This is a genomic window from Knoellia sp. B-D-2 (assembly GCF_057714695.1).
In genome coordinates this window covers 178,307-203,136 of sequence record NZ_CM173189.1, presented here as the reverse complement: position 1 = coordinate 203,136, position 24,830 = coordinate 178,307, and the positions used below count along the sequence as shown (strand labels likewise).

The following is a 24,830-nucleotide window of genomic DNA, read 5'->3' as shown; positions in this document are numbered from 1 at the left end:
TGGACGGCATGACCCTGACGATCGGTGCGCACGTCGACCAGACCGACCCGCTCGCGGAGGCCGCCGCGCGCGGCACGACGCTGGTGCAGTTCTTCCTCGGCGACCCGCAGGGCTACAAGGGCCCGGAGGTGAGGTATGCCGGTGGCGCTGCGGCCCTGCGTGCCGACGCCGAGGCCGCAGGGGTGGACCTCTACGTCCACGCGCCCTACGTCATCAACGTCGCGACGACCAACAACCGCATCCGCATCCCGTCGCGCAAGCTGCTCCAGCAGCACGTCACCGCGGCCACCGAGATCGGGGCCAAGGGCCTCATCGTGCACGGCGGCCACGTCGGCAAGGACGACGAGCTGGAGGTCGGGTTCGACAACTGGCGCAAGGCCGTCGAGGCGACCGACCTCACCCTGCCGCTGCTGCTCGAGAACACCGCCGGTGGGGACAACGCGATGGCGCGCCACCTCGAGCGGATCGCCCGCGTCTGGGACGCGATCGGGTCCGCGTCGCAGTCGGACCAGGTCGGGTTCTGCCTCGACACCTGCCACGCCCACGCCGGCGGCAACCCGCTCGAGACCGTCGTCGACGACGTCCTCGCGATCACCGGCCGGATCGACCTCGTGCACTGCAACGACAGCCGCGACACCTTCGACTCCGGTGCCGACCGCCACGCCAACTTCGGGGCGGGCACGATCGACGCCGACCTGCTCGCCGGGGTGGTGCGCTCGGCCGGCGCCCCGGTCGTGTGCGAGACACCCGGTGGCGCAGGGGAGCACGTGGCCGACTTCGCCTGGCTCCGCGACCGCCTCTGACCCACCGCGCCTGCGTCCGCCTCTGACCCGTCTCGGGCTGCGTCCGCCTCCGACCCACCGCGCCTGCGTCCGCAAAGGTGGTCGGGTTCGCGACCACTGTTGCGGACGCTGACGGTGCCGGCTCCTTGGCGTCCGCAATGATGGCGAGGTTCGCCGCCATCCTTGCGGACGCAGCAGGGTGGGGTCAGTCGGCGCGGGCCATCGTGCGCAGGCCGACGGCGAGCCCGAGCGCGGCCACGGCCGCCGCGGCACCGGCGCCGGCCGCCACCGTCCCGGCCGGGAAGGTGCCGGCGAAGAGCGCGCGCTCGGCCTCGACGACGTAGGCCAGCGGGTTGAGGTCGCCGAGGAATCGGAGCCACCCGGGCGCCCCGTCGTCGATCGGCAGGAGCACGCCGGCCAGGAGCAGCAGGGGGAAGATCAGCGTCTGCTGCACGGTCCAGAAGAGCCAGTCCTGGCCCTTGGAGACCAGGGCGAGCGCGAACGAGAGTGACCCGATCCCCACGGCGAACGTCGCGATGATGACGAGGCCGACGAGCACCCCCGTCACGTGCAGGTCGAACGCGAACGGCGTGACGACCGCGACGATGAGCAGGCCCTGCGCCAGGACGGGGACGACCTCCTTGAGCGCGCGGCCGACGAGCAGGGCGGAGCGGCGCAGCGGCGAGACGAGCAGCCGCTCGTGCGACCCGGTGTTCATCTCGAGGCTGAGGTTCGAGCCGGTCATCGAGGCCCCCATGAGGGCCGTCATCGCGATGATGCCGGGAACGAACCACTGGAGCTTCGAGCCGGGGCCGACGTCGGGGAGCAGCGGGGCGAAGAGTGCGAGGAAGACGAGCGGCTGCACCATGGCGAAGAGGATCGAGGCGGGTTCGCGCAGCATCGGCTTGAGCTCGCGCGTCATGACGTTCCACGTGTCGGCGACGAAGCTCGGGGCCGGGTGTGCCGGGCCCTGTCCGCCCGCGGCGCTCCCCGGGTGGCGGCGGGTGGTCGAGGTGATGTCGGTGGTGGTCATGCTGCTGCTCCTTCGTCGCTCACGTGGGAGTCGTCGGTGGTCTCGGCGGTGTCGGTGGCCTCGCGCAGGCTGCGACCGGTGAGGCCGAGGAAGACGTCGTCGAGGGTGGCGCTGACGACCTCGATGCGTTGCGCGGGGGAGCCCGCCGCGGCGAGGTCGAGGACCAGGCGCGGGGCGAGGTCGCGACCGTGGGGGACCCTCACGCCGACGTCGGTGCCGTCGAGCGTGACGGTGGCTCCGGGGAGCCGGTCGGCGTGGCCGGCGGCGGCCTCGGCGGCGTCCCGGGTGGCGAAGCCCAGTGAGACGAGGTCGCCGAGACCGGACTTGAGCCCGGCCGCCGTGTCGTCGGCGATGACGAGGCCGTGGTCGATGACGATGACGCGGTCCGCGATCGCGTCGGCCTCCTCGAGGTAGTGGGTTGTGAGGACGATCGTCGTCCCGAACTCGCGGTTGAGGCGCTGCACCTGCTCCTGGAGGTTGACCCGGTTCTGTGGGTCGAGACCTGTCGAGGGCTCGTCGAGGAACATCAGCCGCGGCCGGTGGACGAGCCCGATGGCGACGTCGAGCCGGCGCCGCTGGCCGCCCGAAAGCGTCGACACGGGTCGGCCGGCGTGCTCGGCGAGGTCGAACGCCTCGAGCAGCTCGTCGGCACGGCGGCTGGCCTCGGCGCGGGACAGGCCGTGTGCGCGGGCCTGGCTGACGACCTCGTCGCGGCCCCGCTGCTGGTGCGCCGCCGCGTTGCCCTGGCCGACGTAGCCGATCGAGCGGCGTACCGCCCGCTGGTCGCGGACCACGTCGAAGCCGGCCACCTCGGCCGTGCCGCGCGTCGGCGCGATGAGGGTCGTGAGCATCCGCAGGGTGGTGGACTTGCCGGCCCCGTTGGGGCCGAGGAGGGCGATGAGCTCGCCGTCGTGGACCTCGAGGTCGAGGCCGCGGACCGCCTCGACGGTCTGCTTGCCCCGGGTGAAGGTGCGGGTGAGTCCGTGGGTCCGGATGACCGGACCGCTGCTGCCGTGGGTGGTGGTGTCGGTGTCCATGGCGCGACGCTAGAACTGCTTCAGGACAGTTCCTGTCCTCAATCGGACCTAATCTGGGAGACATGTCGACGAGCGCCCGCATGCTCAGCCTGCTCTCCCTGCTGCAGACACACCGGTACTGGCCCGGCGACGAGCTGGCCGCGCGCCTCGAGGTCAGCGGTCGCACCCTGCGCCGCGACATCGAGCGGCTGCGAGAGCTCGGCTACGTCGTCGACGCCTCCCGCGGGGTCGCCGGCGGGTACCAGCTCCGTGCCGGCGGGCAGCTCCCGCCCCTGCTGCTCGAGGACGACGAGGCGGTCGCCATCGCAGCCGGCCTGCGCACGGCCGCCGCCGGCTCGGTCGGCGGTCTCGAGGAGACCTCGGTCCAGGCCCTCACCAAGGTCGTCGCGCTCATGCCCCCTCGGCTGCGTCACCGCATGGACGCGCTGGCCTCGCAGACCGACACTCCCGGCCCCTGGTCGCGGGGGCCATCGGTGGATGCCGTCATCCTCACGACCCTCGCCCAGGCCTGCCGCGACGACGAGTCGGCGACGTTCGGTTATGCCGCGCGAGACGCGGAGCCGACGCAACGTCGGGTTGAGCCGCACCGCCTGGTCTCGCTCGGCCGTCGCTGGTACCTCGTCGCGTGGGACCGCGACCGTCAGGACTGGCGCTCGTTCCGCGTCGACCGGGTCAGCGCAGTCAGCCTCACCGGCCAGCGGTTCCGGCCGCGTGAGCTCCCCGGTGGCGACGCCGTCGCCTTCGTGCGGGCCGGCTTCCGCCGGATCCCGCACCGGTACGACGTCAAGGTCGCGGTCGCCGCTCCCGCCGAGCGGGTGCGCTGGGCCGTCGGCAGCTACGGCGACGTCACCGACGTCACGGAGGGCTCGTGCGTGCTCGAGATGAGCGTGGACTCCCTCGAGTGGCCGCTCATGGTGCTCGCCCAGGTCGGTGCGGCGTTCGAGGTCGAGTCACCCGACGAGCTCAGGTCGGCCTGCGCCGACACCGCCGCCCGCTTCGCGGCCGCCGCGACACCGTCCCAGTGACCCCGGCCTCGTGCGGTGGGGCCTCGGTGGCCCTGCGATAGTCTGGAGGCATGGCACAGCTGCTGCTCCTTCCGCCGCCGCGCTGACGGTCCGTCCAGGACGTCGTCGCGGCGAACCCCTCCTGCGTGAGGGGCTTTTTTGTGGGCAGCACCGATGAGGCAAAGGATGAGATGAGCGAGACGGCGCACCGTTACACGGCAGAGCTGGCCGACCGGATCGAGCTGGCCTGGCAGGACCGCTGGGAGGCCAGCGGCGCCTTCGACGCGCCCAACCCGTCCGGCCCGTTCGCCGACCCCGACGCGGTCGCGTCGTTCGACGGCGGCCACCTGCTCGTCCTCGACATGTTCCCGTACCCCAGCGGTGCCGGGCTGCACGTGGGCCACCCGTTGGGCTACATCGCCACGGACGTCTTCTCGCGCTACCACCGCATGCTGGGCAAGAACGTCCTGCACTGCCTCGGCTACGACGCCTTCGGCCTGCCGGCCGAGCAGTATGCCGTCCAGACCGGTCAGCACCCCCGCGTCACCACCGAGGCCAACATCGTCATCATGGCCCGCCAGCTGCGCCGGCTCGGGCTGGGCCTGGACAACCGCCGGGCCATCGAGACGATGGACCCGGACTACTACCGCTGGACCCAGTGGATCTTCCTCACGATCTTCAACAGCTGGTACGACCGCGACGCCCAGCGCCCCGACGGAGGCCTGGGCCGGGCCCGCCCGATCAGCGAGCTCGTCGCCGAGTACACCTCGGGCGAGCGCCCGCTGCCCGCCGACGACGGTCGCGACTGGGCCGACCTCGGCGAGGTCGAGCGCGCGGACATCATCGACAGCCACCGCCTCGCCTACGCCTCCGAGGCCCCGGTCAACTGGTGCCCCGGGCTCGGCACGGTGCTCTCCAACGAGGAGGTCACCAACGACGGCCGGTCCGAGCGCGGCAACTTCCCCGTCTTCAAGCGCAACCTGCGCCAGTGGATGATGCGCATCACCGACTACTCCGACCGCCTGGCCGACGACCTCGACCGCGTGCAGTGGCCCTCCAAGGTCAAGGCGATGCAGCGCAACTGGATCGGTCGCAGCGAGGGCGCCCGCGTCGCGTTCCCGATCGTCGGCGCCGAGGACACGGTCGACCCGATCGAGGTCTTCACGACCCGCCCTGACACCCTGTTCGGAGCGACCTTCATGGTGCTGGCGCCCGAGCACCCGCTCGTGGACGTCGTTGTCTCGCAGGACGACTGGGCCGACGGCACGAACCCGGTGTGGACCGGTGGCGAGACGAGTCCGCAGGCGGCCGTGACGGCATACCGGCTGGCCGCCTCGCGCCGCAGCGACGTCGAGCGCCAGACCGAGGGCAAGGACAAGACCGGCGTCTTCACGGGCGCGTATGCCGTGAACCCGGCCACCGGTGCACCGCTGCCGGTCTTCGTCGCCGACTACGTCCTCATGGGCTACGGCACCGGCGCGATCATGGCGGTGCCGGGGCAGGACGAGCGCGACTGGGACTTCGCGACCGCCTTCGACCTGCCGAAGATCCGCACGGTGCAGCCCACCGAGGGCCACCCCGAGGACGAGGCGTTCACCGGCGACGGCCCGGCGATCAACTCCGCCAACGACACCCTCGACCTCAACGGAATGCCCGTCGCGCAGGCCAAGGCCGCGATGATCGACTGGCTCGTCGAGCACGGCCACGGTGAGGCGACGATCAGCTACAAGCTGCGCGACTGGCTGTTCTCGCGCCAGCGCTACTGGGGCGAACCGTTCCCCATCGTCTTCGACACCGACGGCGTCGCCCACGGCGTGCCCGAGTCGATGCTGCCGGTCGAGCTGCCCGACGTGCCGGACTACAGCCCCCGCACTTTCGATGCCGAGGATGCGCAGAGCTCACCCGAGCCGCCGCTCGGCCGGGTCGCCGAGTGGGTCGACGTCGACCTCGACCTCGAGGACGGCCGGGGGGTCCAGCGCTACCGCCGCGAGACCAACACGATGCCCAACTGGGCCGGGTCGTGCTGGTACTACCTGCGCTACCTCGACCCGGAGAACCGCGAGGAGCTCGTCTCCGCGGAGACCGAGCAGTACTGGATCGGCCCGCGGGACAAGGCCGTCGACGGTGCTCCGGCCGGGACGCGCGACCCCGGCGGTGTCGACCTCTACATCGGCGGCGTCGAGCACGCCGTGCTGCACCTGCTCTACGCCCGCTTCTGGCACAAGGTGCTCTTCGACCTCGGCCACGTCTCGAGCGAGGAGCCGTTCCGGACCTACTTCGCGCAGGGCTACATCCAGGCGCCGGCCTTCACCGACGACCGCGGCCAGTACGTCGAGGCGAGCGAGGTCGAGGAGGTCGCCGGCGCCGACGGCCACCCGGCCTTCACCTGGAACGACCAGCCGGTCACCCGCGAGTTCGGCAAGATCGGCAAGTCGCTCAAGAACATGGTGTCCCCGGACGACATGTATGCCGCGTACGGCGCGGACACGCTGCGCCTCTACGAGATGGGCCTCGGCCCGCTGGAGCAGAGCAAGCCGTGGGACACGCGTGCCATCGTGGGGTCACAGCGCTTCCTGCAACGCCTGTGGCGAAACGTGATCGACGAGGAGACCGGAGAGGTGCGCGTCGGTGACGCGCCCCTCGACGACGCCACCGCGCGCGTGCTGCACCGGACCATCGACGCGGTGCGGCGCGACTACGACGAGCTCGGCTTCAACACCGCCATCGCGCGCCTCATCGAGCTCAACAACGCGCTGACCAAGCTGGGCACGGCGCCTCGCGAGGCGGTCGAGCCGCTCGTCCTCATGGTCGCGCCCCTCGCACCGCACATCGCCGAGGAGCTGTGGTCGCGCCTGGGCCACGACGTGTCGCTCACCCACGCGCCGTTCCCGGTCGCCGACCCCGCGCGGCTCGTCGAGGAGACGGTCACCTGCGTCGTGCAGATCAAGGGCAAGGTCCGCGACCGCATCGAGGTGCCCGCCGACATCAGCGAGGACGACCTGCGCGAGCAGGCCCTCGCCCTGCCCAGGGTCGTCGAGGCGACGGCCGGGGGAGTGCGGACGGTCATCGTGCGCGCGCCCAAGCTCGTCAACGTCGTCCCGCTCTGACCCTCGTGGCCTGGCTGCTGGGAGTGACGGCGCTGGCTGCCGCCGTCTTCGGTGGCGCGATGTTCGCGTTCTCCGCGTTCGTCATGCCCGCCCTGGGTGACCTCACGCCGCGCGACGGCGTCGTCGCGATGCAGGCCGTCAACGTGCGGGCGCAGCAGAGCCTGCTCCTGCTCCCGATGGGCGTCCTCGCGCTGGGGTCGCTCGCGGTCCTCGCCCTCGCCGTGCTCGGCGACGTCGCCGAGCCCGGCCTGGCCGTCGCCGGAGCGCTGCTCGGGCTGGCCGGCCTCGTCGTCACCGCGGCGGGCAACGTCCCGCTCAACAACCGGCTCGCCCCACTCGCGCCAGGGGCGCCGGAGGCCGAGGGCAAGTGGGCGGCATACCTCACCGCCTGGACGCGGTGGAACCACCTGCGCACGGTCATGGCCCTCGCGTCCGCCGTGCTCCTCGCCCTCGCCGCAGCGCGAAGCTGACGCAGACCGCTTCGTCGCAGCGACCTTCCGCCCCGGGCCTCAGGCGACGTGCCTGCGGCGGGCCGGCTGCTCCAGGAGGGAGACCAGACGGTCGTCATCGACCTCCGCGCGGATGCGCGCCCCGAGATCCTCCGCCGCGCGCGCGAAATGGGGCTCGGTGAGCAGACGGCGGACGGCCTCGGCGATCCGGGCTGGTTCGGACGTCGGCTTGAGCCTCAGGCCGGCGCCGCGTTCCGTCATGCGCACCGCGTTGTCCTTCTGGTCGCGGATCCCCGGCAGGCAGAGGACCGGTTTGCCGAGGGCGAGGGCCTTGATGATGGTGCCGTGCCCGCCGTGCGTGATGACCACCGACGCCAGGGGGAAGACCTCCGAGTGCGGTGCCGACCGGACCACCTGGACGTTGTCGGCACCGGGCACGTCCGCGGGGTCCACGTACGGGCCGGTGCACACCAGCCCACGCACCGGCAGGGTCGCGAGGGCGGCCGCCACGTGTCGGAGCATGGCGTCCTGCCCCTTGACGTGGCTGCCGGACACCCCCACGACCACGAGCGGCCGCCGGTCGTCAGCGTGGTCGCCGAGCGGTGAGGGGACGGCGGCGTAGACGGGGTCATCGAGCATCGGCCCGACGTAGTGCGCGTTGCTCGGGAGCTTGGCCGGGAAGTCGAACGCCCTGGCGGTGGGAATCACCACGCTCTCGCAGGAGCGCAGCTGGTCCCACGGGTCGGAGAGGGGCGCCAGGCCGTGCGCGGCCCTCGCCTCGTTGAGCGCGGGGAGCCCGGTGCGCCACGCGGCCTTGATGCTGGCGTTGAGGGCACGGTCACGGGCCCGGCCCAGCGCGGTCTTCGCCGGTGTGAGGCCCAGGCCGAACGGGGGCATCCCCTCGGCGGGGATGATGTAGATGCCCGGGACGATGCCCACGGTGGGGACGCCCCTGGCCTCGGTCGCGACCATCGGGCCCAGGATCGCGCCGTCGACGAGGGCGACGTCGGCCGGGCGCCGGTCCAGCTCATCGGCCGTCTCCCTGGCGAAGAGGGCGGCCGGGCCGGTGATGAGGCGCTCGGAGATCCGCTTGAAGAGCCTCCACGGGTTGTCGACGACCTCCCAGTCCTTGAGGAGGTCGTCCTCGATCGCGGCCGTCGGACGGTGGGGCGCCAGCCGCCACGGGACGAACTCGGCGTCCGAGCGGGCGGCCTCGGCCTCGAGCGTCGGGTCACCGAGGACCGTGACGGTGTGGCCCCGGGCAACGAGGCGGCGGGCGATGCCGAAGTCGATGGGGACGGTGCCTCCGCCGTCCCAGGTGGCGAGCAGGTAGTGCATGACTCCTCCTTCCGGCCTCAGTGCGAGGTCAGGACTCCATCGGTGAGGGTGCACATGACCTCTGTGGTCATGCGTCGTGAGTGGCCCAGGTCGAGGCGCAGCAGGCGCCACGTGCCGACGTCGGTCGCGGCGTACAGCGCGGCGAGGGTGCGCCGGCGGGCGCGACGGTCGGTGGGCAGCCGGTCGTCGAACGTGGTCTCGAGCCACCTGCGGTGCTCGCGCCGTCCTCGCTCGGCCATGGCGGCCATGGCTTCGGAGTGCTCCGCGGCGGCGAGGAGCCGTGACACGGCGTGCCCGTAGGCCTCGTACTCGGCCGCGAGGGTCGCGATCGCGCCGGCGGTGTCCGTCGGCGCGGCCTCCCGTCGACCCGACGTGAGCTCCTCGGCAAGAGACTCCGTCAGCGCGACGATGAGGCCCTCCTTGGACCCGACGTGGTTGCGCACGGTCTGCGTCGTGACCCCGGCCCGGTCCGCCACGAGGGGGAGGGTCAGCTCGTCGAAGGGCTGGGCGAAGAGGATCTGCTTGGCCTCGGCGAGGATGCGGCGACGCGTCTCCTCCTGGGCCTCGGCCCGGGCCCGGAGGACGTAGGTGCGTGCCGTCGCTGGCATGCGCCCATCGTACCGATCGATTTATGTGACGTAAAGCGAAAATGTCCCGCGTCCGGCGTCTCGGAAGGTGGACGGAGGGTCCCGAGGACTGAACCGGGCGGCATACACTCCTGACCCAAGGTCACGAGTACCAGTGTTCAGCCCCGGCTTGCTGGTCGGCAACCCTCCTCCGCGGTGGGGTGCTCCGGGTGACGACCTGGTCGGCTGCAGCAACGCAGTCGGCAAGCGCGGACTCGCGAGCACCTCGAGGGTCCATCGACTCTCCAGGGAGCACCAGATGTCCATCGCCACCTCGGTCCCTCACACCGCCACCCCCGAACGCCGTCGCACGTGGCTCCGGTCGGTGCCCTCGCCCGGCCAGGCCGTGGCCCCACAGGGCCGGGTGCCCGCGGTCGTCGCCGCCCCGCACGTGCCCACCTGCCACGGCACCCTCGTCGAGTACGCGAACTTCGACCACGGTGCCTCGACCCCGGCCCTGGCCAGCGTCGTCGCCGCGGTCGACAAGGCGACCGCCACCTACTCCAGCGTCCACCGCGGACAGGGGTGGGCCAGTCAGGTGTCGAGCCACTACTACGAGGCCGCCCGCGAGGAGGTCGCCCGGTTCGTCGGGGCCCGTGAGGGCGACGAGGTCGTCTTCACCCGCAACACGACCGACTCCTTCGCCCTGCTCGCCCGTGCGGTCCCGCGTCGGACCAGGGTCATCGTCTTCGCGACCGAGCACCACGCGACCCTGCTGCCCTGGGAGCCCAGGAACACGACCCGCCTGCCGGTCCCGCTCACCCACACGGACGCCGAGATCCTCCTCACCGAGGCCCTGGCCCGCACCCGCGGCGGCCGCACCCTCGTCGTCCTCAACGGGGCGTCCAACGTCACGGGTGAGTACTGGCCCGTCGAGCGCCTCTCCGCGATCGCGCGCAGCCACGGCGCCCGGGTCGCCCTCGACGCCGCCCAGCTCGTCGGCCACCGCCGCGTCGACCTCGACACCCTCGGCGTCGACTACGTCGCGTTCAGCGGCCACAAGATCTACGCCCCCTACGGTGCCGGGGCGCTCGTCGGCCGCGCCGACTGGCTCGACGCCGCAGCGCCGTACCTCGCCGGCGGGGGTGCTACGGCCGCGGTCGGCGCGCTGTCGACGACGTGGCGCACCGGGCCGGCCCGCCACGAGGGCGGCACCCCCAACGTCCTGGGCGCCGTCGCCCTCGCCGCCGCGTGCGCGGCGATCCGGGAGAACCGCGTCGCCCTCGAGACCCACGAGGCCGACCTGACCCGGCGCCTCGTCGACGGGCTGCGGGCCATCGACGGCGTCGAGACCTGGAGCATCTTCGGCGACGGGGCCGACCGTGCCCCGGTCGTCACCTTCACCGTCGACGGGCTCGACTCCTCGCTGGTCTCGGCCGCGCTCTCCGCCGAGCACGGCATCGGTGTGCGGGACGGCAAGTTCTGCGCGCACCTGCTCGTCGACAGCCTGCTCGCCGACGAGGACGTCGACACCGCGGTGCGGGTCAGCGCCGGCCTCGCCACGACCGACGAGCACGTCGAGCGCCTCCTCGCCGCGGTGGACTCGCTCGCCGCCGATGGCCCCGGCGTCGCCTACGACCACGTCGAGGGCCACGGCTGGGTCCCGGCCGACGACCTGCGCGGGACGCCGACCGACCTGCCGTGGTGACCACGACCGGGCCGTCCGCGCACTAGCCTCGGGCTGTGGTCACCGCTCTCGTCACCGACTCCACGGCATACCTCTCCGCCGACCTCGTCGCCGCCCACGGCATCGGCGTCGTCCCGCTGCACGTCGTCGTCGGCGGCAAGGAGTACCGCGAGGGCGTCGACATCGGCGCGGGGGAGGTGGCCGAGGCGCTGCGCGCGTTCCGGCCGGTCTCGACCTCCCGCCCGGCGCCGCAGGCCTTCCTCGACGTCTACCGCGAGCTCGCCGAGGGCGGCGCCGACGCGATCGTGTCGGTCCACATCTCCGCCGACATGTCGAGCACCATCGGCTCCGCCCAGCTCGCGGCGCAGCACTCACCGGTCCCCGTGACCGTCATCGACAGCCGTTCGATGGGCATGGCGATGGGGTATGCCGTGCTGGCCGGTGCCGAGGCCACCGCCGGTGGGGCGTCGGCCGACGACGTCGCGGCCGTCGTGCGGGCCCGCTGCGAGGCGGCGACGGTCGTGTTCTACGTCGACACCCTGGAGCACCTGCGCCGCGGCGGACGGATCGGCAAGGCCAGCGCCCTGCTCGGGTCGGCTCTCGCGATCAAGCCGATCCTCGGGCTCAAGGACGGGTCGATCGTCCCGCTGGAGCGGGTCCGCACGTCCTCGCGCGCGATCGCCCGTCTCGAGGACATCGCCGCGGAGGCGGCCGAGGCCCCGGAGTCGGTCGACATCGCCGTGCACCACCTCGACTCCGCGGACCGGGCCGAGAAGCTCGCCGAACGCCTGCGTCCCCGCGTCCACGGGCTCGCCGACCTCTCCGTGGTGGAGCTGGGCGCGGTCGTCGGCGCGCACGTCGGCCCGGGGACCCTGGCCATCGCGGTGAGTCCGCGGGTCTGACCCGGGCTGCCGCGGTGAACCTCTCGACTTCCGTCTCCGTCCTCGGCGCCGTGGTCGTCGCCAGCGTCTGCTTCGCCATCGGCGGCCTCAACCCCGCCACGTTCGTCGGCCGCAGCCAGGGGGTGGACGTCGCCTCGGTGGGGTCGGGCAATCCGGGCGCCACCAACATCGGGCGCGCGCTGGGCCGCAAGTGGGGGATCGCCGTCGGCGTGCTCGACATGCTCAAGGGACTCGTGCCGACGCTCGTCGTGCTCCTCACGCTCGGGACGTGGTTCGCCCTCGTCGCGGGGGCGGCGTGCGTCATCGGCCACATCTACAGCCCCTACCTGCACGGGCGAGGTGGCAAGGGGGTCGCCACCTCGCTCGGGGCGATGCTCGCCGTGGTGCCCTGGGCCGCGCTGGTCGGGCTCGTGGCGTTCCTCGTCGCACTGCCGTTCGTCAAGCGGCTCGGTGACGCCTCCGTCGTCGCGACGACGCTGCTCGTCGCCATCGGGGTCGTCCTCTCCGTCCGCGCGGACGACGCCACGGAGCGAGGGGTCGGGGTGTGGCTGGCGCTCGTGTCCCTGCTCGTCCTGGCCCGGCACCGCCGCAACATCCTCAGCTGGGTGACCCGGCTCCGCGGCTGAGCGTCCGTCCACAGCGGGCGGGTGCTGCCGGGGTCGTCCACAGATCCGGTCCACGGGCTTGGGTGACGGCTTCGGCGTTCCTAACGTCGGCGTATGCCGTTCCGCCGCCCACCCGAGCCCGTCTCGCCTCGAGCCCTCGCGCGGGTGCGCTCGGCGGGCGGCGGGCCACGGCTGGCTGGCGGTGGGCCGCGGTCGGGGGTCGGCGGTGGGCCGCGGTCGGCGGCTGGCGGTGGGCCGCGGTCAGCGGCCGGTGAGCGCGACGGGGACGGCGAGGAGCACGGGCGACACCGACCGATCGAGGTCCCGCGCGGGCCGGTCCTCGAGATTCCCACCAGCCTGCGCGGCGCGCGGTGGGCTCCGACCCGGTCGGCGGGGACGGCGGTGCTCGCGGTCGCCGTGCTCGTCGCGCTCGTCTTCGGGGCCCGGGTGTGGCTGGCGGGCGCCGGTGGCCAGACCGTCCCCGGTGCCGCCGGGAACGTGGCAGCGCCAAGTGGCGTGGTGCGGGGGACGTCCACCCTGTCGCGGGCCTCGCCCGCGGTGTCGGCCACCGGCGGGGGTTCCTCTGCCGGCACGCGGGAATCATCCACGGCGGCAACGGCGCCCGCCGGATCGCCCGTCGCGGGCGCCGGTGGTGTGGTCGTCCACGTCGTGGGTCAGGTCGCGTCAGCAGGGGTCTACCGGCTGGCGGCCGGTGCCCGCATTGCCGACGCGGTGCAGGCTGCGGGCGGCGCCACCCGGACCGCCGACCTGTCCGCGGTCAATCTCGCCCGGGTCGTCGTCGACGGCGAGCAGGTCCACGTCCCCCGACCGGGGGAGGCGGTGACCTCGGTGGGGGCGCCCGTCGGTGGCGACCCACCGGGCGGCGGCGCGGCCGGCGGTGGCGGAGCCGGGCGAGGTGCCTCGGCCTCCGGTGGGCTGGTCTCGCTCAACAGCGCCGACCTGTCCACGCTCGACACGCTGCCGGGCGTGGGACCCGTGCTCGCCCAGCGGATCATCGACTGGCGCACCGAGCACGGCCGGTTCACGAGCGTCGAGGAGCTCGGCGAGGTCAGCGGCATCGGCGACACGCTCCTCTCGCAGCTCACCCCGAAGGTGACGCTGTGAGGGAGGCGACGACGCCGGGGGAGTGGCAGCGGGAGGTCGTCCACGCCAGCGACCTCCGCCTGCTCGTCCCGGCTCTCGTCGGCTGGGCCCTGCTCGCGACGACGCTGACCCGGCCCCCGACCTGGCGGTGGGCGGTCTGCGGGCTGCTGGTCGCAGGCGTGGGGGCAGGACTGGCTGCGGCCGTGGTGCGACGCGCGTCGTGGTGGCCCGCGTCGTGGCGGGCTGCGTCGTGGTGTCCTGCGTCCTGGCGGCGCGGCGTGCTGCTCGTCCTCGGCGTCGCCCTGCTCCTCCAGGTGGCGGGAGTCGGCCAGCACGCGCTCCGGGCCACCGGGGACCTCGACACCCTCACGGCCGCACGGGCGGCCGTGATGCTGGACGCGACGGTGACCTCCGACCCGTTCACCCCCGCCCCGAGGGCCGGCCGGGAGCCGGTCGTCATGCTCCGGGCGTCCGCCCACGAGGTGACCGGCCGCGGTCGTACCACCGCCGCCCACGCACCCGTGGCGGTGCACGGCTCCGAGGCGCTCCTCGCCGTGCGGTGGCACGACCGCGTCCGGCTCCGCGGTCGGCTCGGGCCTCCTCAGCCGGGCGCGTCGGAGCTCGCGGTGCTCCGGGTCACGCGGGTGACGGTGGTGGACCCGGCCGGTCGGGTCGCCCAGGTGGCCGAGCACCTCCGGGCAGGCCTGCGCCGCGCCGTCGACCCGACGCCCGCCGACGCACGCGGGCTGATGCCGGGGCTCGTCATCGGGGACACCAGCCGCACCCCACCCGACCTCACCGCGGCGATGCAGGCGACGGGGATGACCCACCTGACCGCCGTCTCGGGCTCGAACATCGCGGTCGTCGGCGGGATGGTCCTCGCCCTGTGCGTCCTCGTGGGAGTGCGCCGTCGCTGGCGTCCGGTCGTGGTCGCCCTCACCATCGTCGGCTTCGTCGTCCTCGCCCGCCCCGAACCCAGCGTCGTGCGCGCCGCGGCCATGGGGCTCATCGGCCTGCTCGGCGTCAGCCGGTCGCGGCGCCGGGCCGGGATCCCGGTGCTCGCCGGCGCCATCGTCGTCGTGCTCGTCGTCGACCCGTGGATGGCGCGCTCGTTCGGGTTCGCCCTGTCCGCCCTCGCGACGCTCGGGCTGCTCCTCTTCACCCGCCCGTGGGGTGACGCCATCGCCACCCACCTCCCGTCCCGCCTGGCACTGCTCGGGCCGGCGATCGCCATTCCCGTTGCGGCACAGGCGATGTGCGCGCCGATCGTCGTGCTGCTCCAGGGATCGGTCAGCGTCGTCGGTGTCCTCGCGAACCTCGTGGCGGCGCCGCTGGTCGCTCCCGCCACGATCGCGGGGGTGTGCGCCGCGGTCGTCTCCGTCGTCGCCGACCGACCGGCCGAGCTCATCGCCTGGCTCGGCGCCCTGCCCACGCTCGGCATCGCGAGGACGGCGCGGGTCATGGCGGAGGTCCCGGGTGGGACGATGCCGTGGCCCGACGGCGTGCTGGGAGCCCTGCTCCTCGCCGGCCTCACCGTCCTCGCCGTCCTGTCAGGGCGCTGGCTGGCGCGGGTCACCCTGCTCCGACCGCTGGTGGCCCTGGCCGTCGTCGCGCTCACCGTGGCGGTGACGATGCCGACGCGCATCATCACGTGGCCGGCGGACGGTTGGCGGATCGTCTTCTGCGACGTCGGGCAGGGTGATGCGGCCGTCATCCGCACCGGACCCGGCCGAGCACTGGTCGTGGACACCGGCCCGGACCCACCGCGCGTCGACGGCTGCCTCGCGGACCTCGACGTCGAGGTGGTGGACGCGGTCGTGCTCACCCACTTCCACGCGGACCACGTCGAGGGGCTGCCCGGGGTGCTCGACGACCGAACCGTCGGTCAGGTGTTCACGTCACCCGTCGGAGACCCCGCCCACCAGGTCGGTGAGGTGACGGACTGGACGAGAGCACACGGCATACCGCTGTCCGTCCTGGCTGCCGGCGACCGGCTCACCTTCGGTGACGTCACCGCGGAGGTGTGGGCGCCGGCGCGACGCATCGCCGCGGGGTCGGTGCCCAACAACGCGAGCGTGGTCCTCGCCGTCCACGTCGGCGCGGTCGACGCCCTCCTGCTCGGGGACGTCGAACGCGAGGCGGCGCACGACCTGCTTCTCCGGCTCCGACGTGACCCGTCGATGGCCGCCGTCGCGCAGGATCTCGACGTCGTGAAGACGCCGCACCACGGGAGCGCGAACCTCGATGCCGGGCTCATGGCCGCCGTGCGTGCGCCGGTCGCCGTGGTGAGCGTCGGGGAGGACAACGACTACGGACACCCGACGGCGGCGCACCTGACGATGATGCAGCGCAACGGGTATGCCGTGCACCGCACCGACGAGCGCGGCCACATCGCCCTCGTCGAGCGTGACGGCCGGATCGAGGTGGTCACCGAGAGGTGAGCCCCCCTGCACCACAGGGGCGCCGGCCCGACCGCCTCGGCGCCAGAGGGTGCCGACGGGTCAGCGGACGGCCGACTGCGCGGCCTTCTTCGTCGCCGCGTCGGCGCTCTCCACGAGCGCGTCGAGGGTGGCCCTGACGGCAGGGACCCGCTGCAGGTCCGGGGTCGTCACGGCGACGATGTGGCGCCGCGACGCGGGGGTCATCGGCAGGGCGACGACGTCCTCGTGGTGGACGGTCCTGAGGATGAGGTCGGGGATGACGGCGATGCCGAGGCCCTCGGCGATGAGCCCCATGACGGCGACGTAGTCCTCGGTCTCGTAGGCGACGTCCGGCACGTAACCGGCGGTGCTCGCGAGCTGCAGGAGGTGGCCACGGCACCGGGGGCAGCCGGCGATCCAGGTCTCGTCCTCGAGCGCGGCCATGTCGACCTTCGTCGAGGTCGCCAGCGCGTGCGTGCGGGGGACGGCGAGCAGGACCTCGTCGTCGAGCAGCGGGGTGGTGACGAACGCCTCGAGGTCCTCCTCCCCGCGGCCGAGGTCCGTTCCCTCGTAGACGAACGCGACCGCGAGGTCGCACTCACCGGCGCGCAGCGCGGCGAGCGACTCGCGCGGCTCGCCCTCGCTGAAGGTGATCGAGACGCCCGGGTGCTTCGCCTTGACCTTCGCGAGGGCCTTGGGGACGAGCGTGGCCGAGGCGGACGGGAAGGCCATGAGGCGCACGCGTCCGGACCGGAGCCCGGCGATCGCGGCCACCTCCTCCTCCGCGGCGTCGAGGGCCGAGAGCACCGGACCGGCGTGCCGCGCGAGCACGGCGCCGGCCTCGGTGAGGCGGACGCTGCGGCCCACGCGCTCGACGAGCGTCGTGCCCGTGCGGTTCTCGAGACGGCGGACCATCTGCGAGATGGCGGGCTGGGAGTAGCCGAGGGAGAGCGCCGCCGCCGTGAAGCTGCCTTCGTCGGCGATGGCGCGCATGACCCGGAGTCCTGCGGCATCGATCATGCGGCCATCCTATAACCAGAAGTTATCGAGATCCATCGGGACGGTTCAATCCCTGATGTCGCACGCCCACGGGCGCGCGGCGGCGACGCTCGTCCCTCGGGTGTATCAGCGGCCGAGGTGCGCCCTCCTGATGGGCATGAGGACGACGAACCGCCGGCGGACCGCCCGCCGCAGCCACCACCCGGACGTCACGTGCGACGGCCTCGGGCGGTGGCACTGGAAGTGCGCGTGCGGCGCCGGCTCCTACGGCGGCTCCTCGGCGGTGGACTGGCGCTGGATGCTCACCGCCGCCCTGGTCCACCAGAACGCCTGCCCCGGCGAGTGACCTCGCGTGACCCTGGGGCGACGTCAGGACGACCACTTACGATGTCGGGGTGAGCCCTGAGGTGTCGGTCCGCGAGGTCGCGTCGCTGCTGCGCGAAACCGGCCCGGCGCTCGTCCTCACCGGTGCCGGCATGTCGACCGAGAGCGGCATCCCCGACTACCGCGGCCCCGACGGCAACCGCCGGGTCACGCCGATGTCACACCAGGAGTTCACGGCGACCAGCGAGGCGCGGCAGCGCTACTGGGCGCGCAGCTTCATCGGCTGGCAGCGCTTCAGCGCGGCCGAGCCCAACGACGGCCACCTCGCCGTCACCGACCTCCAACGCGCCGGGGCGCTCGGAGCCGTCATCACCCAGAACGTCGACGGTCTGCACCAGGACGCCGGCACCCGTGAGGTCATCGAGCTGCACGGGTCGCTGGCCGAGGTCGTCTGCCTCACCTGCGAGGGCCGGGTCGACCGCGGTCTGCTCCAGGCGCTCATGGACGACGCCAACCCCGACTTCGCCTCACGCGCCCTCGGGGCCGTGGTCGACGGCTCCCGGGTGAGCAGCCAGATCCGCCCGGACGGCGACATCGTCCTCGCCGACGACGCCGTCACCACCTTCGTCACGCCCCGGTGCCTGGCGTGCGACGCCGACACCCTCAAACCCGACGTCGTCTTCTTCGGCGGCGCCGTCCCCAAGCCCCGCGTCGAGCAGTGCTACGCGCTCACCGAGGCGGCGTCCGCACTCGTCGTCCTCGGGTCGTCGCTCAAGGTGATGAGCGGCTACCGGTTCGTTCGGCGGGCGGCAGCACGCGGCATACCCGTCGTCGTCATCACGAGGGGCCCCACACGCGGGGACGCCGAGACGACGCACCGGATCGATGCGCCGCTCGGCGTCACACTCGCCGCGCTCACCCGTGCCGTCCAGGCCCAGGTGGCGTGACCCCTCAGATCCGGCGCAGGACGGCCGTGACCTTGCCGAGGACCGTCGCGTGGTCGCCGTCGATCGGGTCGAAGGCCGGGTTGTGCGGCATGAGCCAGACCTTGCCGTCCTTGCGCTTGAACGTCTTGACCGTCGCCTCGTTGTCGAGCATCGCCGCGACGATGTCGCCGTTGTCGGCGCTCGGCTGCTGCCGGACGACGACCCAGTCGCCGTCGCAGATTGCCGCATCGACCATCGAGTCACCGACGACCTTGAGCAGGAAGAGCGAGCCCTCGCCGACGATCTGCTTCGGCAGCGGGAAGACGTCGTCGACCATCTCCTCGGCCATGATCGGCACGCCGGCGGCGATCCGGCCGAGGACGGGCACGTAGCTCGCCTCGGGCCGCGCGTCGCCCGAGCCGGTCGGGTCGAGGTCGGCGTCCACGTCGTCCGGGGTGGCGCCACCGCGGTAGCCGCGGATGTCGCTCGGGGTGTCGGGGGAGATGACCTCGATCGCCCGTGGCCGGTTGGGGTCGCGCCGCAGGTAGCCCTTCTTCTCGAGGGCGTGCAGCTGGTGCGAGACCGAGCTGGGGGAGGTGAGGCCCACGGCCTGGCCGATCTCGCGCATGCTCGGCGGGTAGCCGCGGCGGTCGACCGAGTTGCGGATGACGTCGAGGACCTTGCGCTGCCGCACCGTGAGCGTGCCGTCGCCGGGGTCGCGGTCAGGCAGCTGGTGGACGTCGGCGTCGGGGGGGCCGCTCTTGTCGCTCATCTCGTCTCCTCTGAAACCAGTGGTGTCAGTGGTGCCTGATTGGCTTCCTGACATGACCACAGCGTACGGAGTTCGGGCGGACGGATCAAACACCTGTTCGACGCGTGTCTTGAAGTCCTCGAACATCCGTGCTAGACATCGTACAGACGTTCTATCGAACGTTCTTTCGACCCAGGAGGACTCCATGAGTGCAGCAGCGGCCCTCGACGGCACCGCGGCGGGGTATGCCGTCCCGCTCCCGATGCGTCGCCCGGAGCGTCCGCGCCTCGTCCTCGTCCCCACCGGCGAGGCCGTCACCGTGGCTCCCCGGCCGGCCCTCCGGCTGACCCGGGGCGGGCGCCTGGCCCTCACGAGCACCGTCCTGCTCATCGCCCTCGTCGCGGCGTTCGTCGGCCTCACCGGGGGCGCCGCGGCCTCCTCGACCCCGGAGCGCATCACCGTCGAGCAGGGCCAGACGCTGTCGGAGATCGCCGCCGAGCACATGACCGGCACGTCGATCGCCTCGGCCGTCGCCGAGCTGCAGCTGGCCAACGGTCTCAGCAGCGCCCAGGTCCGCGCCGGCCAGCAGATCGTCATCCCGCAGGGCTGACGACCACGACTCCGAGCCGCTTCGACCCCGGCTCGGTCCTGAGTCCATGGCAGAGCCTCGACCCCTCGCCGACTCAGTACGAAGGGCGCCCCGCGGACAGCTGCGCGGGGCGCCCTTTGCGTTTTGCCCGGTCCGAGGGCGCGCCGCGGAACATCGGCGGCGGCGCCGCCCTTGACCTTGGCATGAGCACCGAGAGCACCGAGCGCATCCAGAGGGTGAGGCAGCTGCGGGTCGTCGTCGAGGCGGCCGACTACGACGAGGCGGTGCGGTTCTACCGCGACGTCCTCGGCATGGACGAGATCGCCGCGTTCTCCGAGGGTGGTGAGGACCGGGTCGCGATCCTCGAGGCTGGTCGGGCGACCTTCGAGATCGCCAGCCCGGCGCACAAGGTCGCGATCGACGCCGTCGAGGCCGGCGGGACCCCGAGCCCGCGGATCCGGATCGCGTTCGAGGTCGACGACGCCGAGCGGTCCACCCGCGACGCCGAGGACGCCGGCGCGACCGTCGTCGCCGAGCCGGTCCTCACGCCGTGGAAGTCGCTCAACTCCCGGCTCGAGGCACCCGCCGACCTCACCGTCACCCTCTTCGAGGAGACGGCTGAGTCGCACGAGCGCGCCCAGCGAGAGGGCTTCGACACCGCCGGCTGATTCGCGTGCCGTTTCGCGCCCGGCGTGTCGCGTGCCCAACGGGGGAATTGGCGAGTTGGGGACGGGGAGCGGGGGGTCAGGGGCTGGTGAGGACGAGGTCGAGGGGGCGCTCGTGGAAGGCGGCGAGACGCTCGGCTGCCTCGGCGATGCCGTCGCGTTCGGCGGCGGTGAGGTCGACCTCGGGTCGCACCGTGACGACGGCCTGCTTCGGCCCCACCGTGCGCTTGAAGGTGCCGACGTCGTGTCCGTCGACGACGACGATCCCGCCACCGGCCTCAGACATCAGGCGCGTCCGGTCCGCGTCGCGGTTGCGACGGAGGAACCCCGTGCTCGGGTAGGTGAGGGCCGCCTCGTCGAACGTCGACAGGAGGTAGGCCCGGTGCGGCCGGGTCGTGCGCGCCGACACCGACGGGTCGAACCACAGGGTCTCGTCCTGGCACTCGACCTGCTCGAGCGGGCGCGAGGACCGCAACGTCGCGGAGGTGGTGAGCTCGGCTGTGGCGGAACGGATCTCGGTGAGCGTCATGCCACTCCACCGCTGCAGGTCGCGTTCGGAGGCGGGTCCGTGCCCGGCGTAGAAGCGGTGGGTCAGCTCGACGGCGGCCTGCTCGCGGGACCACCCGTCGGAGTCCGCGCGCGCGACGACGTCGTCGACGAGGGCGTAGGTGTGCTCGACCCCGCGCGGCGGCCCCGAGCAGATGACCGAGCGCACCTCGGCCGTCATGAGCTGGTGGGCCATGGCCTCGCCCGGCCCGGGCAGCCCGGCGTCGGAGAAGGCCGGACCGAGCTCCTTGCGGGTCATGGTGCGACCGTCGGCGAGCAGCTGGTGGAGCAGCTCGATGCCGCGGTCCTTGACCTCCGGAGTGACCCCGAGCTGGCGGTGGCGTGACGCGGCCGACGCCTCGACCTTGGCGCCGGTGAGCGACTGGATCCAGCGGAGGTCCTCGGGCACGACGTGGTGCCAGGTGGGCCGCAGGACGTGGGTGCGCACCCAGCCGCCAGCCGACTGCGCGGCCAGCACACCGGCACACGTCGTGTTGCGCGAGCGCATCGCGAGGGAGTGGGCCGCGAGCGGCGCGTCCTGGCTCTGCACGCAGGTGAGGAGCCGGACGGCGTCGGCGGCGTGGGGGAGCGGAGCGGCCGCGAGGCGCTGGACGGCCAGGCGTCGCCGGAGCACCCACGCGTGGGTGACGGTTCGAGTCACGACGCGGCCCTCGCGCGCGACCAAGGGGACCGCGACAATGAGGACATGGAGCGGAGCACGAGCGTGGACATCGAGGCGGCGCCCGAGCGGGTCTGGGACGTCATGAGCGACGTCGAGCGGTGGCCGGAGTGGGCCGAGACGGTGACGTCGGTGACCCGCCTCGACGCGGAGCCGCTGGGCCTCGGCTCGCGGGTGCGGGTGGAGCAGCCGAAGCTGCCGCCGACGGAGTACGTCGTGACCGAGTTCGACCCGGGTCGGGGGTTCACGTGGGTCGCCACCGGGCCGGGGGTGCGGACGACTGCGCGGCACAGCATCGCGGCGCGACCCGAGGGAGGTTCGCGCGTGGTCCTGGCCGTCGAGCAGGCCGGTCCCGTCGGCAGGGTCATGGGGCGGCTCTTCTTCAGCGGGCTCACCGACCGCTACCTCGCGACCGAGGCGGCCGGTCTGAAGGCGCGCAGCGAGTCGGGTTCATGAGGCCAGCGTCCGGCGCATCGTGAGCCGCGGCAGCCTGCTCGCCGTCGCCTTGGTGGTGCCGACGACCTCGAACCCGCAGCGCTCGAACATCGCCCTCGTGCCGACGAACGCCATCGTGAGGTCCATCCGGCCGGTCGGGTCGACGGGGTGCGACTCGACCGCCGGCGCGCCACGGCTCGCGGCGTAGTCCACCGCTCCGTCGATGAGGTGCTGGGTCACACCGCGCCTGCGGTAGCCGCTGCGCACGACGACGCAGACGATGCTCCACACGGGCAGGTCGTCGGTCGGGAGCATGAGCGCCGACTTCTCGAGGCGGGTGATCTCCGAGCGGGGCCCGATGTTGCACCACCCGACCGGGGTCCCGTCGAGGTAGGTGACGACGCCCGGAGGGTGCTCGCGTTCGCACAGCGCCCGCATCGCCCGCTCGCGCTGGTCCGCGCCGTCCCCGCCGAGCTCGGTGATCTCGGCCGCGGTGAGCCGGTGCGACAGGCACCAGCAGTGCGTGGCGCGACGGTTCCGGTTGACGACGTCGGCGAAGTCCTCGAACCGGTCGGGCGTCACCGGGTGCGTCTCCCACACGGGCTCGGTGGTCATGCGTTCATCGTGCCGTCTCCCACCGACACGTGCGAACGCGCGTTAACGTGACAGCGTCGAAGGGGATCAGCATGCTGTGGAAGAAGCTCTCAGCGACGGTGCTCAGCAGCTTGTGGTTCATCCCGCTCCTCTATGCCGTGGCGGGGCTTGTCATCAACGTCGTCACCGTGACCCTCGACCGGACCAACGACCACCAGCTCATCTCGATGGACTTCATCGGCGGGCCCGACGCGGCGCTCACGATCCTGGGCACGGTCGCGGCCTCGATGATCGGCCTCGTCGCCACGGTCCTCGCGATCACGATGGTCGTGGTGCAGCTGGCCATGGCGCAGTTCTCGCCTCGCATCGTGCAGACGTTCCTCCAGGACAAGCCCAGCCAGAACGCCATCGGGCTGTTCGTCATGACGTTCGTCCAGAGCATGTTGTCGATGCGCGAAGTCCACGTCAGTGAGGAGGAGCCCGTCGTCCCGGGCCTGTCGGTGCTGGTGACCTTCCTCCTCGTCGTCGTCGACATCGTCGTGCTGGTGATCTACATCCACCACATCGGTCGAGCGCTGCGGGTCTCGGCGCTGATCGAGCTGGTGGGTTCGAGCACACGCAGCTTGACCGACGAGATCTATCCCGATGCCTTCAAGGGCGAGCCGCTCGAGGACGACCCGCACGTCATCATGTCGAAGAAATCGGGGGTCCTCTCGATGATCGGCCACGAGCAGATCGTCGAAGCCGCTCGGAACGCCGACGCCGTCATCACGTTGATCCCCGCGCTGGGGCAGTTCGTGCCGGCCGGGGCGCCACTGGCACGCATCGAGGGAGCCACCGCTGACCAGGTCGATGAGAAAACGGTGCGGCAGGCCCTTGCTCTCACGCTCGAGCGCACCCTCGACCAGGACGTCGCCTTCGGAGTGCGGATGCTCGTCGACATGGGCTTGCGTGCGTTGGCGGAGCATCCCCTCGGCGACCCCACCACCACGGTCCAGGTCATCGACAGGGTGCACGACGTCCTTCGCCAACTGGCCCGGCGTGACCTCCCGGACGGCAAGCGACGCGATGACGCCGGCCAGGTGCGGCTCGTCGTGCCGTCGATGGACTGGAGCGCCTACGTCCTGCTGGCTTTCGAGGAGCTCCGGCTCGCCGGCTCCGAGTCTCCTCAGGTCAGCAGGCGCCTGAGGTCCTCGCTGCAGGACCTGCTGGATGTCGTGCCCCCTGAGCGGCGGCAGCCGTTGCAGGAGCAGCTCCGACTGCTGGAGGCGCGGGTCGTGAGGCTGACCGACGACGAGCACGACCTGCAGGTCGCCCTGCAGCCCGACCCGCTCGGCATCGGGGTCGAGGCGGGAGAGCGGAAGGCCTGAGCCCCTATCGCTCTCCCCACCGTCCGAGGGTGGTCTCGAGAGCCTCGTCGATCCGTCTCTCGAGGCCGGGACCGGCTCGCGAACCGGTTCGTGCACCGGGAACAGTTTCGTTTTTGTGTAATTGTGTAATGGTGTAAGCACTGCAACACAGGAAGGGGAACCCACCATGAGGTCCCACCACATCCACAGCACCACCGGTCCCGAGTCCGACCGCACCGAGCCCCAGGAGCGCCGAGGTGACCGACGGGGCATGCCCCACCGCGGCCCCGGTGGTCACGGGGGTCCCGGGGGCGGACGCGGCCGAGGCCGCGGTCCCGGCATGGGCCGGCCCGGCGGCTGGCAGCAGGCCGACGTCCCCAGCGCCGACGACGCCCGTGACTGGTTCACCGGGCGCCTACCCGACGACTGGTTCACGGAGGTCGACATCCGCGTCGACCGCGACGAGATCACCGTCATCGGCACCCTGCCCGACGAGAAGCTCGAAGGAGCCGAAGCCGAGGGTCGGATCAGCCGCTGGCGCAGCGACACCAAGGAGCGGCGCATCGAGATCGCCCGCGAGGCCGAGTCCCGCTACGAGCGCAAGGTGTCCTGGGGCGTCCGCCTCGGCGGCACCGAGGCGCTCTTCACCCACCTCGCCGCCCCGGTCATGACGCGCCTGCGCCAGCCGGAGCGTCAGGTGCTCGACACCCTCGTCGACGCCGGCGTCGCCCGCTCCCGCAGCGACGCGCTCGCCTGGTCGGTCCGGCTCGTCGGCCAGCACGCCGACGAGTGGCTCGGCCAGCTCCGCGAGGCCATGAGCGAGGTCGACAAGCTCCGCTCGCAGGGGCCCGGTCTCTGACCCGACCCTGCCCCACCCGTATGCCGTCCGCTCACCCCGAGCGGGCGGCATACGTCCATCGGTGCGCATCGGAAAGGCGC

Annotated in this window: 24 protein-coding genes and 1 riboswitch; of the genes, 16 read left to right on the top strand and 8 right to left on the bottom strand. The window is 72.6% G+C overall.

Annotated elements, in window-relative coordinates:
• The first annotated feature begins 8 nt into the window (after nt 1-8).
• Nucleotides 9-803, top strand: coding sequence for a deoxyribonuclease IV (locus AC3EU2_RS00930; RefSeq protein ID WP_488177877.1), 795 nt, complete (start codon nt 9-11; stop codon nt 801-803).
• A gap of 184 nt (nt 804-987) precedes the next feature.
• Here the strand turns inward: AC3EU2_RS00930 and AC3EU2_RS00925 are convergent, their stop codons facing one another.
• Together AC3EU2_RS00925 and AC3EU2_RS00920 are read right to left on the bottom strand one after the other, a co-directional pair.
• Nucleotides 988-1,815, bottom strand: a complete 828-nt coding sequence (locus AC3EU2_RS00925; protein WP_488177876.1) for an ABC transporter permease — start codon at nt 1,813-1,815, stop codon at nt 988-990.
• The gene (locus tag AC3EU2_RS00920) at nt 1,812-2,852 is read right to left on the bottom strand and encodes an ABC transporter ATP-binding protein (protein ID WP_488177875.1); all 1,041 of its coding nucleotides are present in this window, start codon (nt 2,850-2,852) and stop codon (nt 1,812-1,814) included. The genes AC3EU2_RS00925 and AC3EU2_RS00920 overlap by 4 nt, the downstream gene beginning before the upstream one ends.
• Before the next feature lie 62 nt (nt 2,853-2,914).
• Here AC3EU2_RS00920 and AC3EU2_RS00915 point away from each other — a divergent pair, with 62 nt between their 5' ends.
• The 3 genes from AC3EU2_RS00915 (at nt 2,915) to AC3EU2_RS00905 (ending at nt 7,433) form a co-directional block, all read left to right on the top strand.
• Nucleotides 2,915-3,877, top strand: coding sequence for a helix-turn-helix transcriptional regulator (locus AC3EU2_RS00915; RefSeq protein WP_488177874.1), 963 nt, complete (start codon nt 2,915-2,917; stop codon nt 3,875-3,877).
• 170 nt (nt 3,878-4,047) lie between these two features.
• Nucleotides 4,048-6,963, top strand: a complete 2,916-nt coding sequence (leuS, locus tag AC3EU2_RS00910; RefSeq protein WP_488177873.1) for a leucine--tRNA ligase — start codon at nt 4,048-4,050, stop codon at nt 6,961-6,963.
• Between the two features lie 5 nt (nt 6,964-6,968).
• The gene (locus AC3EU2_RS00905; RefSeq protein ID WP_488177872.1) at nt 6,969-7,433 is read left to right on the top strand and encodes an anthrone oxygenase family protein; all 465 of its coding nucleotides are present in this window, start codon (nt 6,969-6,971) and stop codon (nt 7,431-7,433) included.
• Nucleotides 7,434-7,472: 39 nt separating this feature from the next.
• Here AC3EU2_RS00905 and AC3EU2_RS00900 read toward each other — a convergent pair whose 3' ends face one another.
• A complete protein-coding gene (locus tag AC3EU2_RS00900) occupies nt 7,473-8,750 on the bottom strand; it encodes a glycosyltransferase (protein WP_488177871.1) in 1,278 nt (425 codons plus the stop codon).
• Nucleotides 8,751-8,767: 17 nt separating this feature from the next.
• Nucleotides 8,768-9,358 carry a TetR/AcrR family transcriptional regulator gene (locus tag AC3EU2_RS00895; protein WP_488177870.1) on the bottom strand — a complete coding sequence of 197 codons (591 nt, stop codon included), beginning with the start codon at nt 9,356-9,358 and terminating at the stop codon, nt 8,768-8,770.
• Between the two features lie 119 nt (nt 9,359-9,477).
• Nucleotides 9,478-9,592, top strand: a riboswitch (SAM riboswitch).
• A 43-nt stretch (nt 9,593-9,635) separates the two neighbouring features.
• Here AC3EU2_RS00895 and AC3EU2_RS00890 point away from each other — a divergent pair.
• From AC3EU2_RS00890 to AC3EU2_RS00870, 5 genes are all read left to right on the top strand, one after another.
• On the top strand, nt 9,636-11,024 hold the full coding sequence (locus tag AC3EU2_RS00890) for an aminotransferase class V-fold PLP-dependent enzyme (RefSeq protein ID WP_488177869.1): 1,389 nt from the start codon (nt 9,636-9,638) through the stop codon (nt 11,022-11,024).
• Between the two features lie 35 nt (nt 11,025-11,059).
• A complete protein-coding gene (locus tag AC3EU2_RS00885; protein ID WP_488177868.1) occupies nt 11,060-11,905 on the top strand; it encodes a DegV family protein in 846 nt (281 codons plus the stop codon).
• 14 nt (nt 11,906-11,919) lie between these two features.
• The gene (locus AC3EU2_RS00880) at nt 11,920-12,531 is read left to right on the top strand and encodes a glycerol-3-phosphate acyltransferase (protein WP_488177867.1); all 612 of its coding nucleotides are present in this window, start codon (nt 11,920-11,922) and stop codon (nt 12,529-12,531) included.
• A 93-nt stretch (nt 12,532-12,624) separates the two neighbouring features.
• A complete protein-coding gene (locus tag AC3EU2_RS00875) occupies nt 12,625-13,635 on the top strand; it encodes a ComEA family DNA-binding protein (RefSeq protein ID WP_488177866.1) in 1,011 nt (336 codons plus the stop codon).
• Entirely contained in the window at nt 13,632-16,055 is a 2,424-nt protein-coding gene (locus AC3EU2_RS00870; protein WP_488177865.1) for a ComEC/Rec2 family competence protein, read from the top strand. Before AC3EU2_RS00875 ends, AC3EU2_RS00870 begins: the two co-directional genes overlap by 4 nt.
• 60 nt (nt 16,056-16,115) lie before the next feature.
• Here AC3EU2_RS00870 and AC3EU2_RS00865 read toward each other — a convergent pair whose 3' ends face one another.
• Nucleotides 16,116-17,054, bottom strand: a complete 939-nt coding sequence (locus AC3EU2_RS00865; protein ID WP_488177864.1) for a LysR family transcriptional regulator — start codon at nt 17,052-17,054, stop codon at nt 16,116-16,118.
• Nucleotides 17,055-17,190: 136 nt separating this feature from the next.
• Here AC3EU2_RS00865 and AC3EU2_RS00860 point away from each other — a divergent pair, with 136 nt between their 5' ends.
• Both AC3EU2_RS00860 and AC3EU2_RS00855 read left to right on the top strand, forming a co-directional pair.
• Nucleotides 17,191-17,379, top strand: a complete 189-nt coding sequence (locus AC3EU2_RS00860) for a hypothetical protein (RefSeq protein ID WP_488177863.1) — start codon at nt 17,191-17,193, stop codon at nt 17,377-17,379.
• Nucleotides 17,380-17,428: 49 nt separating this feature from the next.
• Nucleotides 17,429-18,304, top strand: coding sequence for a Sir2 family NAD-dependent protein deacetylase (locus tag AC3EU2_RS00855; RefSeq protein WP_488177862.1), 876 nt, complete (start codon nt 17,429-17,431; stop codon nt 18,302-18,304).
• 4 nt (nt 18,305-18,308) lie between these two features.
• On the opposite strand, the gene lexA is transcribed toward AC3EU2_RS00855, so the two are convergent.
• Nucleotides 18,309-19,055: a transcriptional repressor LexA gene (gene lexA, locus AC3EU2_RS00850; protein ID WP_488177861.1), complete on the bottom strand. Its 747-nt coding sequence runs from the start codon at nt 19,053-19,055 to the stop codon at nt 18,309-18,311.
• A gap of 184 nt (nt 19,056-19,239) precedes the next feature.
• Between lexA and AC3EU2_RS00845 the strand changes: the two genes are divergently transcribed.
• Both AC3EU2_RS00845 and AC3EU2_RS00840 read left to right on the top strand, forming a co-directional pair.
• Nucleotides 19,240-19,644 carry a LysM peptidoglycan-binding domain-containing protein gene (locus AC3EU2_RS00845; protein WP_488177860.1) on the top strand — a complete coding sequence of 135 codons (405 nt, stop codon included), beginning with the start codon at nt 19,240-19,242 and terminating at the stop codon, nt 19,642-19,644.
• Nucleotides 19,645-19,826: 182 nt separating this feature from the next.
• Entirely contained in the window at nt 19,827-20,291 is a 465-nt protein-coding gene (locus AC3EU2_RS00840) for a VOC family protein (RefSeq protein WP_488177859.1), read from the top strand.
• A 76-nt stretch (nt 20,292-20,367) separates the two neighbouring features.
• On the opposite strand, the gene AC3EU2_RS00835 is transcribed toward AC3EU2_RS00840, so the two are convergent.
• Entirely contained in the window at nt 20,368-21,495 is a 1,128-nt protein-coding gene (locus AC3EU2_RS00835; RefSeq protein WP_488177858.1) for a winged helix DNA-binding domain-containing protein, read from the bottom strand.
• Between the two features lie 45 nt (nt 21,496-21,540).
• On the opposite strand from AC3EU2_RS00835, the gene AC3EU2_RS00830 reads away from it, so the two are divergent.
• Nucleotides 21,541-21,969: an SRPBCC family protein gene (locus tag AC3EU2_RS00830; RefSeq protein ID WP_488177857.1), complete on the top strand. Its 429-nt coding sequence runs from the start codon at nt 21,541-21,543 to the stop codon at nt 21,967-21,969.
• On the opposite strand, the gene AC3EU2_RS00825 is transcribed toward AC3EU2_RS00830, so the two are convergent.
• Nucleotides 21,964-22,563, bottom strand: coding sequence for a GNAT family N-acetyltransferase (locus AC3EU2_RS00825; RefSeq protein WP_488177856.1), 600 nt, complete (start codon nt 22,561-22,563; stop codon nt 21,964-21,966). The genes AC3EU2_RS00830 and AC3EU2_RS00825 overlap by 6 nt on opposite strands.
• Before the next feature lie 71 nt (nt 22,564-22,634).
• On the opposite strand from AC3EU2_RS00825, the gene AC3EU2_RS00820 reads away from it, so the two are divergent.
• Entirely contained in the window at nt 22,635-23,912 is a 1,278-nt protein-coding gene (locus tag AC3EU2_RS00820) for a DUF2254 domain-containing protein (RefSeq protein WP_488177855.1), read from the top strand.
• Between the two features lie 166 nt (nt 23,913-24,078).
• The gene (locus tag AC3EU2_RS00815) at nt 24,079-24,750 is read left to right on the top strand and encodes a hypothetical protein (RefSeq protein WP_488177854.1); all 672 of its coding nucleotides are present in this window, start codon (nt 24,079-24,081) and stop codon (nt 24,748-24,750) included.
• Nucleotides 24,751-24,830 lie beyond the last annotated feature (80 nt).

Coding starts and splice junctions, on each gene's coding strand:
- AC3EU2_RS00930 (WP_488177877.1), top strand. CDS start 9: ATGACCCTGACGATCGGTGCGCACGTCGACCAGACCGACCCGCTCGCG.
- AC3EU2_RS00925 (WP_488177876.1), bottom strand. CDS start 1,815: ATGACCACCACCGACATCACCTCGACCACCCGCCGCCACCCGGGGAGC.
- AC3EU2_RS00920 (WP_488177875.1), bottom strand. CDS start 2,852: ATGGACACCGACACCACCACCCACGGCAGCAGCGGTCCGGTCATCCGG.
- AC3EU2_RS00915 (WP_488177874.1), top strand. CDS start 2,915: ATGTCGACGAGCGCCCGCATGCTCAGCCTGCTCTCCCTGCTGCAGACA.
- leuS (WP_488177873.1), top strand. CDS start 4,048: ATGAGCGAGACGGCGCACCGTTACACGGCAGAGCTGGCCGACCGGATC.
- AC3EU2_RS00900 (WP_488177871.1), bottom strand. CDS start 8,750: ATGCACTACCTGCTCGCCACCTGGGACGGCGGAGGCACCGTCCCCATC.
- AC3EU2_RS00895 (WP_488177870.1), bottom strand. CDS start 9,358: ATGCCAGCGACGGCACGCACCTACGTCCTCCGGGCCCGGGCCGAGGCC.
- AC3EU2_RS00890 (WP_488177869.1), top strand. CDS start 9,636: ATGTCCATCGCCACCTCGGTCCCTCACACCGCCACCCCCGAACGCCGT.
- AC3EU2_RS00875 (WP_488177866.1), top strand. CDS start 12,625: ATGCCGTTCCGCCGCCCACCCGAGCCCGTCTCGCCTCGAGCCCTCGCG.
- AC3EU2_RS00865 (WP_488177864.1), bottom strand. CDS start 17,054: ATGATCGATGCCGCAGGACTCCGGGTCATGCGCGCCATCGCCGACGAA.
- AC3EU2_RS00860 (WP_488177863.1), top strand. CDS start 17,191: ATGAGGACGACGAACCGCCGGCGGACCGCCCGCCGCAGCCACCACCCG.
- lexA (WP_488177861.1), bottom strand. CDS start 19,055: ATGAGCGACAAGAGCGGCCCCCCCGACGCCGACGTCCACCAGCTGCCT.
- AC3EU2_RS00845 (WP_488177860.1), top strand. CDS start 19,240: ATGAGTGCAGCAGCGGCCCTCGACGGCACCGCGGCGGGGTATGCCGTC.
- AC3EU2_RS00840 (WP_488177859.1), top strand. CDS start 19,827: ATGAGCACCGAGAGCACCGAGCGCATCCAGAGGGTGAGGCAGCTGCGG.
- AC3EU2_RS00830 (WP_488177857.1), top strand. CDS start 21,541: ATGGAGCGGAGCACGAGCGTGGACATCGAGGCGGCGCCCGAGCGGGTC.
- AC3EU2_RS00825 (WP_488177856.1), bottom strand. CDS start 22,563: ATGACCACCGAGCCCGTGTGGGAGACGCACCCGGTGACGCCCGACCGG.
- AC3EU2_RS00820 (WP_488177855.1), top strand. CDS start 22,635: ATGCTGTGGAAGAAGCTCTCAGCGACGGTGCTCAGCAGCTTGTGGTTC.
- AC3EU2_RS00815 (WP_488177854.1), top strand. CDS start 24,079: ATGAGGTCCCACCACATCCACAGCACCACCGGTCCCGAGTCCGACCGC.